At 75.4% G+C, this 17,538-nt stretch carries 11 protein-coding genes; 8 read left to right on the forward strand and 3 right to left on the reverse strand.

All coding sequences use genetic code 11. The features are described 5' to 3' along the window. The first annotated feature begins 2 nt into the window (after positions 1-2). The 7 genes from PUR71_RS04735 (at position 3) to PUR71_RS04765 (ending at position 11,650) form a co-directional block, all read left to right on the forward strand. Positions 3-1,223: a cytochrome P450 gene (locus PUR71_RS04735; RefSeq protein WP_329925042.1), complete on the forward strand. Its 1,221-nt coding sequence runs from the start codon at positions 3-5 to the stop codon at positions 1,221-1,223. A gap of 35 nt (positions 1,224-1,258) precedes the next feature. Further along, positions 1,259-1,453 (forward strand): ferredoxin, encoded by a 195-nt coding sequence (locus tag PUR71_RS04740; protein ID WP_329925043.1) that lies wholly within the window; start codon positions 1,259-1,261, stop codon positions 1,451-1,453. 76 nt (positions 1,454-1,529) lie between these two features. Beyond that, positions 1,530-2,288 (forward strand): thioesterase II family protein, encoded by a 759-nt coding sequence (locus PUR71_RS04745; protein ID WP_329925044.1) that lies wholly within the window; start codon positions 1,530-1,532, stop codon positions 2,286-2,288. Positions 2,289-2,317: 29 nt separating this feature from the next. Continuing rightward, positions 2,318-4,450, forward strand: coding sequence for an aminodeoxychorismate synthase component I (gene pabB, locus PUR71_RS04750; protein WP_329925045.1), 2,133 nt, complete (start codon positions 2,318-2,320; stop codon positions 4,448-4,450). A 102-nt stretch (positions 4,451-4,552) separates the two neighbouring features. Continuing rightward, positions 4,553-9,718, forward strand: coding sequence for a polyketide synthase (locus PUR71_RS04755; protein WP_329925046.1), 5,166 nt, complete (start codon positions 4,553-4,555; stop codon positions 9,716-9,718). A 67-nt stretch (positions 9,719-9,785) separates the two neighbouring features. Then, complete coding sequence (locus PUR71_RS04760) at positions 9,786-10,805, forward strand: ATP-binding cassette domain-containing protein (protein WP_329925047.1); 1,020 nt, start codon at positions 9,786-9,788, stop codon at positions 10,803-10,805. Further along, a complete protein-coding gene (locus tag PUR71_RS04765; protein WP_329925048.1) occupies positions 10,802-11,650 on the forward strand; it encodes an ABC transporter permease in 849 nt (282 codons plus the stop codon). The genes PUR71_RS04760 and PUR71_RS04765 overlap by 4 nt, the downstream gene beginning before the upstream one ends. Before the next feature lie 65 nt (positions 11,651-11,715). Here PUR71_RS04765 and PUR71_RS04770 read toward each other — a convergent pair whose 3' ends face one another. Further along, complete coding sequence (locus tag PUR71_RS04770; RefSeq protein WP_443077356.1) at positions 11,716-12,033, reverse strand: MBL fold metallo-hydrolase; 318 nt, start codon at positions 12,031-12,033, stop codon at positions 11,716-11,718. 140 nt (positions 12,034-12,173) lie between these two features. Here PUR71_RS04770 and PUR71_RS04775 point away from each other — a divergent pair, with 140 nt between their 5' ends. After that, the gene (locus PUR71_RS04775; RefSeq protein ID WP_329925049.1) at positions 12,174-12,620 is read left to right on the forward strand and encodes a MarR family winged helix-turn-helix transcriptional regulator; all 447 of its coding nucleotides are present in this window, start codon (positions 12,174-12,176) and stop codon (positions 12,618-12,620) included. Positions 12,621-12,916: 296 nt separating this feature from the next. Here the strand turns inward: PUR71_RS04775 and PUR71_RS04780 are convergent, their stop codons facing one another. Next, positions 12,917-13,786 carry a N5-glutamine methyltransferase family protein gene (locus PUR71_RS04780; protein ID WP_329925050.1) on the reverse strand — a complete coding sequence of 290 codons (870 nt, stop codon included), beginning with the start codon at positions 13,784-13,786 and terminating at the stop codon, positions 12,917-12,919. Between the two features lie 460 nt (positions 13,787-14,246). Beyond that, on the reverse strand, positions 14,247-17,538 hold a 3,292-nt coding region (locus tag PUR71_RS04785; RefSeq protein WP_329925051.1), incomplete at its 5' end, for a type I polyketide synthase.

The following is a 17,538-nucleotide window of genomic DNA, read 5'->3' on the forward strand; positions in this document are numbered from 1 at the left end:
CCATGACGCCCGACACCGCGCCGCCCGACCACGTGACGGGGGGCACCACGAGCACCGAACCGCCGGTGGTCGACTTCCCGCTGCGCGTGCCCGGCGAGTCCTTCCCCCCGCCGCGCTACCAGGACTACCGGGACCGGCCGGGCCTGGTGGTCTCCTACCTGCCGAACGGCCGCAAGGTCTGGCTCGTCACCCGCCACGAGGACGTCCGCTCCGTCCTCACCAACAAGAAGATCAGCTCCAACCCGGACCACCCCGGCTTCCCGAACGTCAGCGAGACGATGGGCGTGCCCCGCCAGGAGCAGATCCCCGGCTGGTTCGTCGGCCTCGACTCGCCCGAGCACGACCGCTTCCGCAAGGCGCTCATCCCGGAGTTCACCGTCCGGCGGGTGCGCGAACTGCGGCCCGCGGTCGAGCAGACCGTCGACCGGTGCATCGACGCGATGCTGGCGGCGGGCGACCAGGCCGACCTGGTGGCCGACTTCGCGCTGCCCGTCCCCTCGCTCGTCATCTCCGCCCTGCTCGGCGTGCCGCCGGTGGACCGGGACTTCTTCGAGTCCCGCACCCGCACCCTGGTCGCGATCCAGGCCTCCACCGACCAGCAGCGCGACACCGCCTCGCGCGAACTGCTGCGCTACATCAACCGGCTGGTGGCGATCAAGCAGAAGTGGCCCGGCGACGACCTGATCAGCCGGCTGCTGGCGACCGGCGCGATCGAGCCCCACGAGATGTCCGGCGTGCTGATGCTGCTGCTCATCGCCGGGCACGAGACGACGGCCAACAACATCGCGCTCGGCGTGGTCACGCTGCTCCAGCACCCCGAGTGGATCGGCGACGACCGCGTGGTGGAGGAGACGCTGCGCTTCCACTCGGTGGCCGACCTCGTCTCCCTGCGGGTCGCGGTCGAGGACGTCGAGATCTCCGGGCAACTGGTGCGGGCCGGCGAGGGCATCGTGCCGCTGGTGGCCGCCGCCAACCACGACGCGAAGGCCTTCTCCTGCCCGTACGCGTTCGACCCCTCCCGCACCGAGCGCCACCACGTCGCCTTCGGCTACGGCGTCCACCAGTGCCTGGGCCAGAACCTGGTCCGCATCGAGATGGAGATCGCCTACCGCCGGCTCTTCGAGCGCATCCCGGGCCTGCGCCTCGCGGTGCCCGTCGAGGAGCTGCCGCTCAAGTACGACGGCGTGCTCTGCGGCCTGCACGCGCTGCCGGTCCGCTGGTAGCGCCTCCCACCAGACCCGTCCCAGGAGACACCATCATGCGCATCACCGTCGACACCGACCGCTGCGTCGGCGCGGGCCAGTGCGTGCTCAACGCCCCGGCCGTGTTCGACCAGGACGACGACGGCGTGGTCGAGATCCAGGACCCCGCCGTCACCCCCGAGGACCGCGACGCGGTCGACACCGCCGCCACGCTCTGCCCGTCCGGCGCCATCACCGTCCACCGGGGCTGATCCCCACCCCGCGATGGGCCCGAAGACGAGCCCGTTGACGAGCCCGCTGACGGGCCCGACGAGAGGACCGACCCCCATGACCAGTCCCGGCACGGCGAGCACGCTGTGGCTGCGCCGCTTCCACCCCGGCGAGGGCCGCGCGGTACGGCTGGTGTGCTTCCCGCACGCCGGCGGCTCCGCGAGCTTCTTCCACCCCGTCTCCACGGCCCTGTCCGCCGAGGCCGAGGTGATCGCCCTCCAGTACCCCGGCCGGCAGGACCGCCGCCTGGAGCCCTGCGTCGAGGACATCGCGACCCTCGCCGACCGGATCACCGACGAACTGCTCACCCTCGACGACCGGCCCACCGTGTACTTCGGCCACAGCATGGGCGCCGTCCTCGCGTTCGAGACCGCGTGGCGGCTGGAACAGAAGGGCACCCACGCGCCCGGGGCGGTGATCGCCTCCGGCCGCCGCGCGCCCTCCACCACCCGCACCGAGACGGTGCACCGGCAGGACGACAACGGCGTCATCGCCGAGCTCAAGCTGCTCAACGGCACCAACGCCCAGCTGCTCGGCGACGAGGAGATCCTGCGGATGGCGATGCCGGCGATCCGCGCCGACTACCGCGCCATCGAGCGCTACACCTGCGGGACCGACCGCGTGCTCGGCTGCCCGGTCGTCGCGCTCACCGGCGACGCCGACCCGCGCACCACCATCGCCGAGGCCCGCGCCTGGCAGGCCCACACCGCCGGTGACTTCCGCCTCCAGGTCCTGCCCGGCGGCCACTTCTTCCTCGCCGACCAGCAGGCGGCGGTGCTCCGGGAGATCTCCGCCGAACTCGCCGCGCTCCGCTGACGGACCGCCGGCCCGGACAAGGACCCCTGATGCGCACACTCCTGGTCGACAACTACGACTCCTTCACCTACAACCTCTTCCACTACCTCGCCGAGGCCAACGGCCGGGAGCCGGAGGTCATCAGCAACGACGACCCGGCGTTCCGGCCCGAGCTGCTCGACGCGTTCGACAACGTCGTGCTCTCCCCCGGCCCCGGCACCCCGCACAACCCCGCCGACTTCGGCCACTGCGCCGGCATAGCCCGCGAGGGCCGGCTGCCCGTCCTCGGCGTCTGCCTCGGCCACCAGGGCCTCGCCCTCGCGCACGGCGCCACCGTGGGCCGGGCGCCCGCACCCCGGCACGGGCGGACCTCGGCCGTGCGGCACACCGGCACCGGGCTCTTCCACCACCTGCCGAACCCGCTGGAGGTCGTCCGCTACCACTCGCTCGCGGTCACCTCCCTCGCACCCGCGCTCGAACCGATCGCGTGGGCCACCGACGACGGCGTGGTGATGGCCCTGCGGCACCGGGAACTGCCCATGTGGGGCGTACAGTTCCACCCCGAGTCGATCGGCACCGAGGCCGGCAAGCGGCTGCTGTCCAACTTCCGCGACCTCACCGAGCAACACGGTCGCCGCCGCCGCACCACCACCGCGCCGCGGCCGGCCTCGGCCGTGAAAACCGGGCCACGACCGGCCACGCGCCGCCTGGCGGTCCTGACCCGGCAGGTCGAGACCGCGTGGGACGCCGAGACCGTCTTCGACCGCGTCTTCCGCACCGGCAGCCACCCGTTCTGGCTCGACAGCAGCCTCGCCGGCGGCCGCCTCGGGCACGTCTCCGCGATGGGCAACGCCGCCGGGCCGCTCGCCCGCGTCGCCACCGCCGACGTCCAGGACGGCACCGTCACCGTGACCGCGGGCGACACCGCGCAGGTCGTCGAGGGCGAGTTCCTGGCCTGGCTGGACGACGACCTGCGCACGCTCGACGTCGACGTGCCCGAGCTGCCCTTCGACTTCGCGCTCGGCTGGGTCGGCTGCCTCGGCTACGAGCTCAAGGCCGAGTGCGGCGGCGACCGCGTCCACCGCTCGCCCGACCCCGACGCCGTCATGGTCTTCGCCGACCGCGCCGTCGTCGTCGACCACCACACCGGCGCCGCCCACCTGCTCGCCCTCACCGAGGACGGCCACGACGACGACGCCCTCGCCTGGCTGGACGGCACCGCCGCCCTGCTCACCGCGCCCGCCCCGCACACCGATCCGCCCGCGCACACGCCGCCCGGCGAGGACGCCCGGCTGCGGCTGCGCCACCCCCGCGACGCCTACCTCAAGCTCATCGACGCGTGCCAGGACGAGATCGCGGCCGGCGAGACCTACGAGGTCTGCCTCACCAACATGATCGACGCCCCCACCGACCTCGACCCCTGGCAGGCCTACCGCGCCCTGCGGCGGATCAGCCCGGCCCCGTTCGCCGCCTTCCTCTCCTTCGGCGACCTCGCCGTGCTCAGCTCCTCCCCCGAGCGCTTCCTGCGGATCGGCCCGGACGGCCTCATGGAGTCCAAGCCCATCAAGGGCACCCGGCCGCGCGGCGCCACCCGCGAGGAGGACGCCCTGCTCGTCGCCGACCTCGCCGGCAGCGAGAAGGACCGGGCCGAGAACCTCATGGTCGTCGACCTCGTGCGCCACGACCTCGGGCGCTGCGCCCGGACCGGTTCCGTCGTCGCCGACCCGCTGTTCGCCGTCGAGACGTACGCCACCGTGCACCAGCTCGTCAGCACCGTGCGGGCCCGGCTGCGCCCCGAGTGCAGCGCCGTCGACGGCGTCCGCTCGGCGTTCCCCGGCGGCTCGATGACCGGCACACCGAAGCTGCGCACGATGCAGATCATCGACCGGCTGGAGAACGGGCCGCGCGGCATCTACTCGGGCGCGATCGGCTACTTCTCGCTCAGCGGCGCCGCCGACCTCAGCATCGTGATCCGCACCGCCGTGCTCAGCGGCGGGCGGCTGCGCTACGGGGTCGGCGGGGCGATCATCGCGCTGTCCGACGCCGAGGGCGAGTTCGACGAGACGGTGGTCAAGGCCCGCCCGCTGCTCGCGCTGCTCGACACCGCGCTCCCGCTGCGCAACCCGCCGGCCACCGCGCGCCGGCGCCGTCCGTCCAAGGCCTTCCCAGCCGTCTCGGGCTGAGAGCCCTCCCCGCAATTCGGGCTGGGCGGGCCGGGAGCCCTCCCCGCGATCCCGGCCGGGGACGGCCGCCGCAGCCGCCCAGCGACCCCGTCAGGAGCCAAGGTGTCCGTCCACAGCGATGACTACGCGATCGATCCGGCCGCCGGCTCCCCCGGGGCGCTGGGCGGCCACACCCTGCCCGCCGTGTTCGCGGCGGCGGTGCGCCGCGCGCCGGACGCCGTCGCCCTGGTCGACGGCGAGCGGGAGCTGACCTGGCGCCAGTGGGCGGACGAGTCCGCCGCGCTGGCCCGGGCCCTCCAGGAGCTGGGCGTCGCACCGGGCGACGTCGTCGCCGTCCAGCTGCCCAACTGCCGGGAGTACCAGACAGCGCACGTCGCCATCGCCACCGCGGGTGCCGTCCTCCTGCCCGTCCACGCCGGGCACGGCGCCGCCGACGTGCGGGCGCTGCTGGCCCGGGTGGACCCGGTGGCCGTGCTGCTCCCGGCGGAGGCCTCGGCCACCGCGTCGGACCTCCTGGCCGCCGTGCCGTCCCTGCGGGCGGTGCTGGTCGGCGGGGGCGGGGCCGTGGCGTCGGCCGGCGTCCACGCGCTGGACGGGCTCCTCGCCCAGTGGGCGGGCCACGCTCCGCACCCCGTCGAGGTACGGCCCGAGGACCCGCTCGTCCTGATCCCGTCCTCCGGCACCACCTCGGCCCGGCCCAAGATCTGCCTGCACAGCCACGAGGGGCTGCTCTCCAACACGGCGTCCGTCGCCGAGGAGGGCGGCCCGGCCTTCGCCGACGCCATCCTGACGGCCTGCCCGCTCACCCACCTCTTCGGCCTGCAGTCGCTGCACACCGCGCTGTTCCGCGCCTGCCGGCAGGTGCTCCTGCGCGGCTGGGACCCGGAGCGCTTCCTCGCCCTCGCCCGCGCCACCGCGCCGAGCGCCGTCTTCGCCGTCCCGGCGCAGCTCCACGACGTCGTCGCCGCCCTCGCCCGCAGCGGGCAGCCGGCCGGTTTCCGGCCGCACGAGGTGCGCACCGCCGGCGCGGCGATCCCCGCCGCGCTGGCCGCCGACGTCCGCACGGTGCTCGGCGGCGAACTCGTCGTCGTCTGGGGCATGTCCGAACTGGGCACCGGCACCCGGACCTCCGCCACCGACCCGGTCGGCGCCGCCGTGCGCAGCGTCGGCCGGCCCACCAGCGGGGCGCGCGTGCGGGTCGTCGGCGAGGACGGGCGAGGACTGCCGCCGGGCGAACCGGGCGAACTCCAGTACCGCAGCCCGAGCATGTTCCGCGGTTACTACCGCGAGCCCGACCTCACCGCCGCCGCCGTCACGCCGGACGGCTGGCTGCGCACGGGCGACCGGGCGAGCCTCGGGGCGGACGGGCTGCTGCGCTTCCACGGGCGCGCTGCCGAGCTGATCAACGTGGGCGGGCGGAAGTTCGACGCGACCGAGGTCCAGGAGCTGCTGGCGGCGATGCCGGGCATCGGCCCGCTCGCCGTCGTCGGGCGGGCGGACGCGCGGCTCGGCGAGATCCCGTGCCTGGTGCTGACCCGCGCGGCGGACCCGGCGATCGGGCTGCGGGCGGTGACCGGCTTCCTGCGGGAGCGGGAGGTCGCCGACTACAAGGTGCCGCTGGAACTGGTGACCGTCGACGACCTCCCGCGCACCCCCGCCGGGAAGCTGCACCGGCGGTCGTTGGAGGAGCTGGTGGCCGGTGAGGCGGTCGTTCCGGCTTCACGCTCGCTCGATGACGGCGACGCGCTCGACGACGTCGACGCGGTGGACTACGGCGACGCGCTTGACCTCGTGCGCTCGTGCGCGGCCGAGGTCATGGACCGCGGCCCGGAGGACGAGCCGATCGGCGCCGACACCGCGTTCCGCGCGTACGGGCTGGACTCCGTGCGCACCATCCGGCTGCGCAACCTGCTGGCGGAGGCGACCGGCCGTCCCCTGCCGGTGAGCCTCGGCTTCGACCACCCGACTCCGTCGGCCGTCGCCGCGTTGTTGTCGGGCGCGCCGTCGGCCCGGCCGGACGAGGACCCGTACCAGGCTTCCGGGGAACCCATCGCGATCGTCGGCATGGCCTGCCGCCTGCCGGGCGGGGTCTCCTCCCCCGACGACCTCTGGGCGCTCGTCGCCGACGGCACCCACACCGACTCCGCGTTCCCCGCCGACCGCGGCTGGGACCTCGACGGCCTCTTCCACGAGGACCCCGAACACCCCGGGACGTCCTACGTCCGCCGGGGCGGGTTCCTGGACGGCGCGGGCCGGTTCGACGCCGCCTTCTTCGGCTTCTCCCCGCGCGAGGCCCTGGCCGCCGACCCGCAGCAGCGGCTGCTCCTGGAGACCGCCTGGGAAGCGCTGGAGCACGCCGGGATCGACCCGACCGGGCTGCGTGGCAGCCGCACCGGCGTCTTCACCGGGGCGATGTACCACGACTACGGTGTGGGCGCTCCGGCGGAGTTGGATGGCCTGCTCGGGATCGGCACCGCCGGCAGCGCGCTGGCCGGGCGGATCTCGTACTGCTTCGGCCTGGAGGGCCCGGCGCTCACCGTCGACACCGCGTGCTCCTCGTCGCTCGTCGCCCTGCACCTCGCGTGCCGGTCACTGCGCTCGGGCGAGTCCTCGCTCGCGCTGGCCGGCGGCGTCGCGGTGATGGCCACACCGACGTCGTTCGTCGAGTTCTCCCGGCTGCGCGGCCTCGCTGCCGACGGCCGCTGCAAGTCCTTCTCGGACGACGCCGACGGCGCCGCGTGGGCGGAGGGCGTGGGCCTGCTCGTGCTGGAGCGGTTGAGCGACGCGCGCCGCAACGGGCACCCGGTGCTCACCGTCGTCCGCGGCTCGGCCGTCAACCAGGACGGCGCCTCGAACGGCATCACCGCGCCCAACGGGCCCGCGCAGCAGCGCGTCATCCGCCGCGCACTCGCCGACGCAGGACTCACCCCCGGCGACGTCGACGCCGTCGAGGCGCACGGCACCGGGACCTCGCTCGGCGACCCGATCGAGGCGCAGGCGCTCCTGGCCGTCCACGGCGGCGCACGCCCGGCGGACCGGCCGCTGTGGCTGGGGTCCGTCAAGTCGAACATCGGGCACGCCCAGGCGGCCGCCGGGGTGGCCGGGGTGATCAAGACGGTACAGGCGCTGCGGCACGGCGTGCTGCCGCGGACCCTGCACGTCACCGAGCCGACCGGTCGGGTCGACTGGTCCTCGGGCGACGTCCGGCTGCTGACGCAGGCGCAGCCCTGGCCCCGGGAGGACGGGCGAGCGCGGCGGGCGGGCGTGTCGTCGTTCGGCATCAGCGGGACGAACGCGCACGTGGTGCTGGAGGAGGCGCCGGTGGTGGCCGCCGGGGACGGGCAGGGCTCCGGCCGGACCGCGGACGGACGCGCCGACGACCGGCCCGTGCCGCTGCTGCTCTCCGCCCGCAGTGAGCCGGCGCTGCGGGCCCAGGCCGGGCGGCTGGCCGAGCACGTCGCCGCCCACCCCTCGTACGCCCTGGCGGACCTCGCCCTCGCGCTGGCCACCACCCGGGCCGTCCACGGCCACCGGGCCGTGCTGACCGGCACCGACCGAACCGAACTCGTGGCCGCGCTGCGGCACTTCGCCGCCGGAGAGCCCTCGCCGGTCGCCCCCGCGACGGGCCGGCGCGACGGTGGCGGGCGGCTCGCCTTCGTCTTCGCCGGACAGGGCAGCCAGCGACCCGGCATGGGACGCGAACTCGCCGCCGCCTTCCCCGAGTTCGCGGCCGCCCTGGACGAGGTGTGCAGCGTCCTCGACCCGCTGCTCGAGCGGCCGCTGCGATCCGTCCTGTGGGACTCCCCGGAAGAGCTCCTCGACCGGACGGAGTTCGCCCAGCCCGCGCTGTTCGCCCACGAGGTCGCGCTCTACCGGCTGCTGGAGTCCTGGGGCGTGCGCCCCGACCTGCTGGCCGGTCACTCGGTCGGCGAGGTCGCGGCCGCGCACGTCGCCGGCGTGCTGTCGCTGCCGGACGCGTGCACGCTGATCGCCGCCCGGGGCCGGCTCATGCAGGCCCTCCCGGCCGGTGGCGCGATGCTCGCCGTCCGGGCGACGGAGGACGAAGTCCTGCCGCTGCTGGGCGAGTCCGTCTCGCTCGCGGCCGTCAACGGGCCGTCGTCCGTCGTCGTCTCGGGCACCGAGGACGCGGTCGCGGCGATCGAGGACCACTTCGCCGGCCGGCGGACGACCCGGCTGCGCGTCTCGCACGCCTTCCACTCGCCGCTGCTGGAACCGATGCTGGCGGAATTCCGCACCGTCCTGGAGGGGCTGGCCTTCGGCGCACCCTCCGTACCGCTGGTCACCGGCGTCACCGGCCGCCCGCTGACCGCCGACGAGGCCCGTGACCCCGGCCACTGGGTGCGGCAGGCCCGGGAACCGGTCCGCTTCCGGGACGCCGTCTCCCACCTGGGCTCGGAGCGCGTCGACGCCTACCTCGAACTCGGTCCCGCCTCCGCACTCGTGCCCATGCTCGGCGAGTGCCTGGCCGAGGGGGCCGCCGGAACGTCGGCCGCCGTCATCGCGACCGGCCCGGCCGGCCAGGCGGACGGGACACGCGCTCTGCTCGCCGCCGCCGGTCGGCTCCAGCTGCACGGCGTGCCGGTGGACTGGCACGCCGTCCTGCCCGGCGCCCGGCCCGTGCCGCTGCCGACGTACGCGTTCCAGCGGCAGACGTACTGGCTCGCGCCCGCCGCACCGGCGCTGTCGGCCGCAGCTGCTGCCGAGGCGCCACCATTCGACGATCGCCTCGGCGACCGACCCGACGATCGCCTCGACGACCGACTCGACACGGCGAGCCCCGAGGAGCGCGACGCCCTGCTCCTCAAGCTCGTCCTCGCCGAGACGGCCTCCGTCCTCGGGCGCGGCGCCGACGACCTCGACGCCGCCCACGCGTTCTCCGACCTCGGAGTCAACTCCGTCAACGCGATCGAGCTGCGCGAACGCATCGCCGCCGCCACCGGCACGCCGCTCCCCGCGACCCTCGTCTTCGACCACCCCTCCCCGGCCGCCGTCGTCCGCGCCATCGGTGCCCTCCGCGACCGCCTCGACCGGGGCGCCGGGCCGGAGCCCACCGCCGCCGACCTGGTCGACCGGCTCACCGCGCTGGTCACCGCCGGCACCGTCCTCGACCCGGCCACCGCCACCCGGCTGCGCGACCTCGCCCGGCGCTGCGCCGCGCCCACCGGCCCGGCCCGCCCGGCTCCCGGGCCCGATCTCGACGCGGCCACCGACGAGGAGCTCTTCCGCCTGATGGACGCCGTGGACTGACGCCGTGCCCGCGAAGCCCCGCGCGAGCCTCCCGATCCCCTCCCGATCCCCTTACGGAGACCCGACCATGCCCGCCCGCACCGCCCCGCCCCCGCACGCCGCGGCCGACGACGACCTCGTGATCGAGGCGGTCGACGTCGGCATGACCTTCGGCGACGTCCGAGCGCTCGACTCCGTCAGCCTCGCCGTCCCCCGCAGCAGCGTGCTCGCCCTGCTCGGCCACAACGGCGCCGGCAAGACCACCCTCGTCGGAGTCCTCACCACCGCCCTCGCGCCCACCACCGGCCGGGCCAGCGTCGCCGGCTTCGACGTCCGGCGCCGCCCCGCCGAGGTCCGCCGCCGGATCGGCCTCACCGGCCAGTACGCCACCGTCGACGGGCGGCTCAGCGGCCGCGACAACCTCCTCCTGCTCGCCGGGCTGCTGGGCGCCGGGCGCCGCGCCGCCCGCGCCCGTGCCGACGAGCTCCTCGACCTGTTCGACCTCGGCCACGTCGCCGACCGGCCCGCCCGCGGCTACTCCGGCGGCCTGCGCCGGCGCCTCGACCTCGCCGCGAGCCTGGTCGGCCGGCCCGAGGTGGTGTTCCTCGACGAACCCACCACCGGGCTCGACCCGGTGAGCCGGCTCGGCCTCTGGGAGATCGTCGAGGGCCTCGTCGCGGAGGGCACCACCGTCCTGCTCACCACCCAGTACCTCGACGAGGCCGACCGCCTCGCCGACGCCATCACCGTGCTCTCCGGCGGCAGCGTCGTCGCCCACGGCACCCCGGCCGAGCTCAAGTCCCGGGTGGGCCGGCGCACCGTCACCGTCGTCCTCGACGGACCCGCCGTGGGCGATCCCGAACGCGCCTCCGACGCGCTGCGCCGCGCCGGGCTCGCCCCCGTCACCAGCCGTGAGGGAGCCGCCCTGGTGGTCCCCATCGAGGCCACCCGCGACATCGCGGCCGTCGTCCGGGCGCTCGACGGGGTCGGGATCGAGGCCGCGGAACTCACCTTCGGCGAACCCGGCCTGGACGACGTCTACCTCGCCCTCGCCCACCACCCCGACAGCCTCGACAACCTCGACAGCCCGGAAGGACCCCTTCGGTGACCACCACGCTCGACACCGGCCGACCGCCCCGCACCCCGACGGTCACCGCGCCCGTCTGGCGGGGCAGTTCGCGGCTCACCCAGATCCGCATCCTCACCGGCCGGTCGCTGCGCGCCCTCGTGACGGACCCGGCGGTGCTGCTCTTCGGCCTGCTCCAGCCCGTCATCACACTCGTGGTGCTCTCCCAGGTGTTCAGCCGGATGGGACTCCCGCCGCACTTCCCGCCGGACGTCACCTACCTGGACTTCGTCCTGCCCGCCGTCCTGGTCGACAACGCGGTGCAGTCCGCCGTCCAGTCCGGGGTCGGCCTCGTCGAGGACCTCCAGAACGGCATCGTCGCCCGCCTGCGCTGCCTGCCCGTCGCCCCGAGCTCCCTGCTCGTCGCCCGCAGCCTCACCACGCTCGTACGCGCCGCCGTCCAGGCCGTGATCATCCTGGCACTCGGCACCCTCGTCCTCGGCTACAACCCACGCGGCGGCGCCGGCGCGGTCGCCGCCTCGATCGGGCTGACGCTGTTCATGAGCTGGGCGCTCGGCTGGCTGTTCATCGCGGCGGCCGCCTGGCTGCGCCGCGCCGAGCCGATCCAGAACCTGGCGATCATCGCCGTACTCCCCCTGATGTTCGCCTCCAGCGCCTACGTCCCGACCGCCGACCTCCCCGACTGGCTGGCCGCCGTCGCCCACGTCAACCCCCTGACCTACGCCATCGACTCGACCCGAGCCCTCGCCCTGGGCCTCCCGGGCACGGGCACGGCGATACCGGCCGTCCTGCTCGGCACCGCCGTGGCGGCCATCGGCGCATGGCTGGCCGCGACAGGCTTCCGCAGGCCCCTCGTCCCGCGCTGAGCCCCGCGGCCGGTGCGCCGGAAGTCGCAGTGGCCGACTTCCCGCGCGCCGCACGGCTCCGACCTTCACAGCGCGGTTGCGTCGGCCGCTTCCCTCAGGGCCGAAGCCGCTCGCAGCGCGATCGGGTCGCCGTGCCCGAAGACCGGCGTTTCGACGTGCGCCACCACCTCCGCGCCGTGCCGACCGGCGCGTTCGGCGGCCGAGCCGGTGTGGTCCTCGTGCCAGTGCGTGAGCACGATTCGCCGCAGTTCGCCGTCCAGCGCCTCTTCGATCTCCGCCGCGCGGTCCGCCGTCCCGGTGTCGATCAGGGTCAGCTCCGAGCCGTCCCGCCACGGACAGGCCGAACCCACCGGGAAGCGGAGCATCCGGAGGTCGGGCGGCACCTCGATCAGATCCCTTCCGTCAGCCTGCGCGACAGGACCCGCCTTCGCACCCTTGTTCGCCGACGGCTCACCAGGCGCGGGCGATGCGGCCGTGAGGGCGCCTTGACCTCAACCGCACGTGAGGTCCTAGCTTGGCGATCATGACGACCGCGAACGCCCCGCAGAACCGCACACGACCCATCGCCCTGGCCGCCTGGAGTGCCACCGAGGTGATCCTGCGGCACTCGCAGGCCGCCCTGGCCCGCATCGACCTGACCCAGCCCCAGTGGTGGGCGCTCAACACCGTCGTCCGGTCCGAGCAGGGCCTCACCCGGGAGGAGGTCCGCGCCGTGGCCGTTCCCTACGGGATGGGCCCCGAGGCGATCGTCCATGCCGCCGACGCCCTCGCGCACCGGGGCTGGCTCGGCATGGACGCGGACGGCCGGCTGACCCTCACGGAACAGGGCCACGAGGGCCTGACGACGGCGACGGAACACATGGACCGGGTGCACGCGGAGTTCCTCGGCGACATCACCGAGGAGGAGTACGCGGCTGCGGTCTCCGTGCTCCGGCGCATCACCGACAACCTCGCCCAGGAGCCGTCGTAACGGCACTGGGGCCAGCGCCGTGCACAGGAGGTCGACCGGGCCGACCTCCTGTGCACGGGCATGAGGGACCACAGGTCATGGAGTTCCTCTGCTCCCACCGTGACCAGGCCGGTTCTCTGCCGCTGCGGCGTCAACTGCTGCAAGACCACTGGTCTCCGGCTGTTTCGCCAGGAGAGCCGTCCGTCCCGGACGACCTGCTCCGGCACGCTCGTAGAGGGAGCCCGCAGTACCGGCACCAGCCCGGGTCGACCCCAGGCCCCCCCGCGCGGCACGGGAGGGGTCGGCCGTCGGCGGGCTCAGGTGGCGGTGCGGACGGCTGAGGTGTACAGGGGCCAGCCGTCCTGGTCCGGGCGGCATGTCACCTCGACGAAGTGGCCGGTCTCCCGCAGCAGTGCCGGGACGGTCGCGCCGTGCAGGTGGCCGTGCTCGACCACGAGTGCGCCGCCCGGTCGCAGCATCCCGGCCGCCGCCTCCACCACCTGGCGCACGACCCGCAGGCCGTCGGCGCCGCCGAAGACGGCCTGGCGGGGCTGGTAGCGGCCGAACTCGTCCGGCACGGAGGCCGCGTCCGGCATGAACGGGGGGTTCGCGAGCACCAGGTCGGCCTCGGCGGCCACCCCCGTGAGGGCGCCCGCCCGGTCAGCCGGGCCCTCGTGGACCGTCACCTCGGTGTCCCCGAGGGCGGCGCGGCGGGCCGCGTTGCGGCGGGCGAAGTCCGCGGCGATCGGGTCGAACTCGACCGCGTGCACCCGGGCGTCCGGTCGGGCGTGCCCGAGGGCCAGCCCGATCGCGCCGGAGCCGGCGCACAGGTCGACCACCGTCGGCGCCCGCGTCTGCGCGAGGGCCGCCAGGCCGGCCGCCAGCACGAGCTCGCTGTGCACCCGCGGCACGAACACGCCCGGCCCGACGAGGAGTTCGATCCCGCCGAACAGGGCCCGCCCGGTCAGGTGGCCGAGCGGCACGCCGTCCGCTCTCCTGCCGACGAGGTCCCGCAGGCGCCGCACCGATCTCGCGTCGAGTTCCCGCCGCGGATCCAGCCCGCCCGGCTCCACCCCGAGAACGCGCGCGGCCAGTTCCTCCGCTTCCCGCCGTGCGTCAGCCTGCACGGCGCTCTCGAGTATCAGCACGGCCTCGTCGATCAGGTCCCCGAGCATCGTCGTCCCCATCCCTCGCCTCCCGGCTCCACGGCGCGGCGCCCACGACCGCACGCTACCGCCAACTGTGGGGCTACGGTGGCTAATCAAGAGCCCAAAGCGCTTTTCCTGAAGGGTAGTTGGATAGTCCGGCGCTTCGTGTTCGACGGATCGGCCCTGCTGCCAGACGCACAGCGGACCGATCGCCTCGACCCGTGACGGACGGCCGCGCTCAGGGCCCCAACGTGTTCGTGTCCGACCACGGGCAGGTCGGGAGGGGCCGACGCACCGCGTCCAGCGCCATCGGCCGGGCCGCGTGACGGCCGGCGCCGTCGAACGGCTTCGCCACCGCGGGATCGGGAGTGCGCGGTGAACCGGGCACGGTCGATGCGCCGAACGGCCGGGTCCTGGCGCCGGCTCCACGTGCGCCCTGCAAGCACGGAGACGTCGCGGGAGCCCAAGAACGGGCTCCCGCGACGTCTCGGGATGTGGGTCAGTCGGAGAGGCCCAGCTCGTTGTCCAGGAGGTCGAACATCTCGTCGTCCGACGCCGACTCGAAGTCGAAGGCACCGGCCTCGCAGGCGGCGGCCCGCGAGGCGAGCCACTTGGTGCGCAGGACCTCCAGTCGGGCGGTGACCTGGGCGAACAGTTCCTCGTCCGAGCCGTCCACCTCCGTCGTGCCGAACGCCTGCTCCAGGCGGTCGAGTTCGGCCAGCAGGGCGGCCGGACCCTCCGTGGGTGCGGGCCGGAGGCCGAGGCGGTCGAAGAGGTGGTCGGCCAGCTCGGCCACCGTCGGGTGGTCGAAGACCAGGGTGGCCGGCAGCCGCAGGGCCACCAACGCGCCCAGGCGGTTGCGCAGTTCGACCGCCGTGAGGGAGTCGAGGCCGAGGTCCTGGAAGGCCCGCCGCGGGTCCACCCCGGAGGCGTCGGCGTGGCCGAGGACGGCGGCCACCTGGCGGCGGACCGCCTCCAGCAGCGCCTCGCGCCGTTCGGCGCCCGGCAGTTCGGACAGCCGGCGCACGAACTGGGCGCCGCCGCCCGTCCCGCCGTCCGCGCCCGCGGCCGAACCGCGCCGGACCGGCACGCGCACCAGGCCCCGCAGGAGCGGCGGGACCTCGCCGCGCCGGGCGAGGGCGGCCGGGTCGAGGCGCAGCGGCAGGACGGCGGGTGCCGTGCCGGCCGTGGTCGCGTCGAACAGGGCGAGGCCCAGTTCGGGCGTCAGCGGCGGCATGCCGGCCCGGGCCAGTCGTTCGGCCTCGGCCTCGGTGAGGGTGCCGGTCATGCCGCCGGTGCCGGTCCACGGGCCCCACGCCAGGGAGACGGCGGGCAGGCCGAGCGAGCGGCGGTGGACCGCCAGGGCGTCGAGGAAGGCGTTGGCGGCCGCGTAGTTGCCCTGGCCGGGGTTGCCGAGCGTGCCGGCCGCCGAGGAGAACAGGACGAACGCCTGGACCCCTTCTGCGGCCCGGTGGAGGTTCCAGGCCGCGTCCGCCTTCGGCCGCAGGACGGCCGAGACGCGCGCAGGTGTGAGCGAACCGATCGTCCCGTCGTCCAGGACTCCCGCGGTGTGGACCACCGCGCGGACGTCGTGGCGGGCGAACAGCCCGGTGACGGCGGCCTCGTCGGCGACGTCGCAGGCCTCGACGGCCGTCTCCGCGCCGAGGTCGGCCAGTTCGGCGACCAGCTCGGCCACGCCGTCGGCGGCGGCGCCGCTGCGGCTGACGAGCAGCAGGCTGCGCACGCCGTGCTCGGCGGCGAGGTGCCTGGCCACCAGGCGGCCCAGGCCGCCGGTGCCGCCGGTGATCAGCACCGCACCCTCGGTGGGCCAGCTCGGGGCCTCGGCCACGAGCTCCGCCCGCGCGAGGCGGGCGGCGAACAACTCGCCTTCCCGTAGCAGCAGTTGCGGCTCGTCGACGGCGAGCGCGGCGGGCAGGAGCTCCGACTCGGCCGTGGCCAGGTCGAGCAGGCCGAACCGGCCGGGCTCCTCCGAGGCCGCCGAGCGGACGAGGCCCCAGGCCGCCGCACCGGCGAGGTCCGCGCCGGACACCGCGCCCCGCGTGACGAACACCAGTCGCGAGGCGGCGAACGTGTCCTCCGCGAGCCACGTCCGGACCAGCTCCAGGACGGAGGTCACCGTGAGGTGCACCGAATCGGCTCCGCCGGACGGGAGTTCGGCCAGCACCACCGGCGGCACGTCGGACGTCGCGGCGAGCGAGGCCAGCGCCTGCGCGGTCGGCTCGACGGCGACGAACGCCACGTCCGCGTCGGCGGGCACCTGCACGGGCACCCAGTCGAGGCGGAACAGCGCGTCGTGGCCCGCCGGGCGGGCGGCCGTGCCGAGCTGCTCGGCGGCGATCGGCCGGACGGTGAGCGAGCCCACCGACGCGACCGGCCGCCCCGCCGTGTCGGCCGCGGCGAGCGTCAGCCCACCGGACCCCGACGGCGCCAGCCGGATCCGCAGCGCGGACGCCCCGGAGGCGTGCAGCGCGACGTCCTCCCACGCGAAGGGCACCCCGGCCGCGCCCTCGCCGAGCCCGCCGCCCACGGCGAGCGTGTGCAGGCAGGCGTCGAACAGGGCCGGGTGCAGTCCGTAGGCGCCACCCTCGACGCCCTCGGGCAGAGAAACCTCGGCGAAGAGCTCGTCCCCGCGCCGCCAGACCGTACGCAGGCCCTGGAACGCCGGGCCGTACCCGAACCCGGCCTCCGCCAGGCCGTCGTAGAGGCCGGTCAGGTCGACGGGCTCGGCGTCGGCCGGCGGCCACACCGAGGCGTCGAAGGCCGCCGGCGCCGCGCCCGTACCGAGCACGCCGCCGGCGTGCAGCGTCCACGGGTGCAGGCCGCCCGAGCCGGGCCGGGAGTGCACGCTCACGGGCCGGCGACCCGCGCCGTCCGGCGCCCCGACGGCCACCTGGAGCTGGACCGCGCCCGTCCCCGGCAGGACCAGCGGCGCGGCGAGCGTCAGCTCCTCGACGACGTCGCAGCCGACCTCGTCGCCCGCGCGCACCGCCAGCTCGACCAGCGCCGTGCCCGGCACCAGGACCGAGCCCATGACGACGTGGTCCGCCGCCCACGGGTGGGACCGCGCCGAGAGCCGGCCGGTGAACAGGAGGCCATCGCTGTCGGCCAGCTCCAGCGAGCCGGTGAGCAGCGGGTGCTGGGCGTTGCGGAGCCCGGCGGACTCGGCGCCGCGGCCGGCGGGCAGGCCGCTCGGCCAGTAGTCCCGGTGCTCGAACGGGTAGGTCGGCAGCTCGGCGAGGTGCCGGCCGGCACCGGCGAGCAGGGCCCGCCAGTCGACCTTGGCGCCGTGGACGTGCAGGCCGGCGAGGGCCTGGAGGAGGCTCGCCTCCTCGGGGCGGTCCTTGCGGAGCGCCGGGGCGGCGACGGTGTCGGCGTCCTCGGGCAGGGCGTTCGCGGTGAGGGCGGTGAGGACGGCGTCGGGGCCGAGTTCGAGGTAGCGGCGGACGCCGGCCTCGTGGAGGGTGCGGACGCCGTCGGCGAAGCGGACCGCCTCACGCACGTGGCGCACCCAGTACTCGGGCTCTGTCAGACCCTCGGCGGGCGCGCCGGTCAGGTTGGAGACCAGCGGGATCGACGGCGCGTTGTACGTCAGCCCATCGAGGACCTCACGGAAGTCCTCCAGCATCGGGTCCATCAGCGGCGAGTGGAACGCGTGCGAGACCCGAAGCCGCGTCGTCCTGCGCTCGGCGAAGTGCGCCTCGATCGCCGCGACAGCCTCCTCCGCCCCGGACACGACGACCGACCGCGGACCGTTGATCGCGGCGATCGAC

Source organism: Streptomyces sp. SP17BM10 (genome assembly GCF_036322405.1).
Taxonomy (GTDB): Bacteria; Actinomycetota; Actinomycetes; order Streptomycetales; family Streptomycetaceae; genus Kitasatospora.

Excerpts from the sequence above, each read along its gene's own strand:
- PUR71_RS04735 (WP_329925042.1), top strand. The coding sequence starts at position 3 with ATGACGCCCGACACCGCGCCGCCCGACCACGTGACGGGGGGCACCACG.
- PUR71_RS04740 (WP_329925043.1), top strand. The coding sequence starts at position 1,259 with ATGCGCATCACCGTCGACACCGACCGCTGCGTCGGCGCGGGCCAGTGC.
- PUR71_RS04745 (WP_329925044.1), top strand. The coding sequence starts at position 1,530 with ATGACCAGTCCCGGCACGGCGAGCACGCTGTGGCTGCGCCGCTTCCAC.
- pabB (WP_329925045.1), top strand. The coding sequence starts at position 2,318 with ATGCGCACACTCCTGGTCGACAACTACGACTCCTTCACCTACAACCTC.
- PUR71_RS04760 (WP_329925047.1), top strand. The coding sequence starts at position 9,786 with ATGCCCGCCCGCACCGCCCCGCCCCCGCACGCCGCGGCCGACGACGAC.
- PUR71_RS04775 (WP_329925049.1), top strand. The coding sequence starts at position 12,174 with ATGACGACCGCGAACGCCCCGCAGAACCGCACACGACCCATCGCCCTG.
- PUR71_RS04780 (WP_329925050.1), bottom strand. The coding sequence starts at position 13,786 with ATGGGGACGACGATGCTCGGGGACCTGATCGACGAGGCCGTGCTGATA.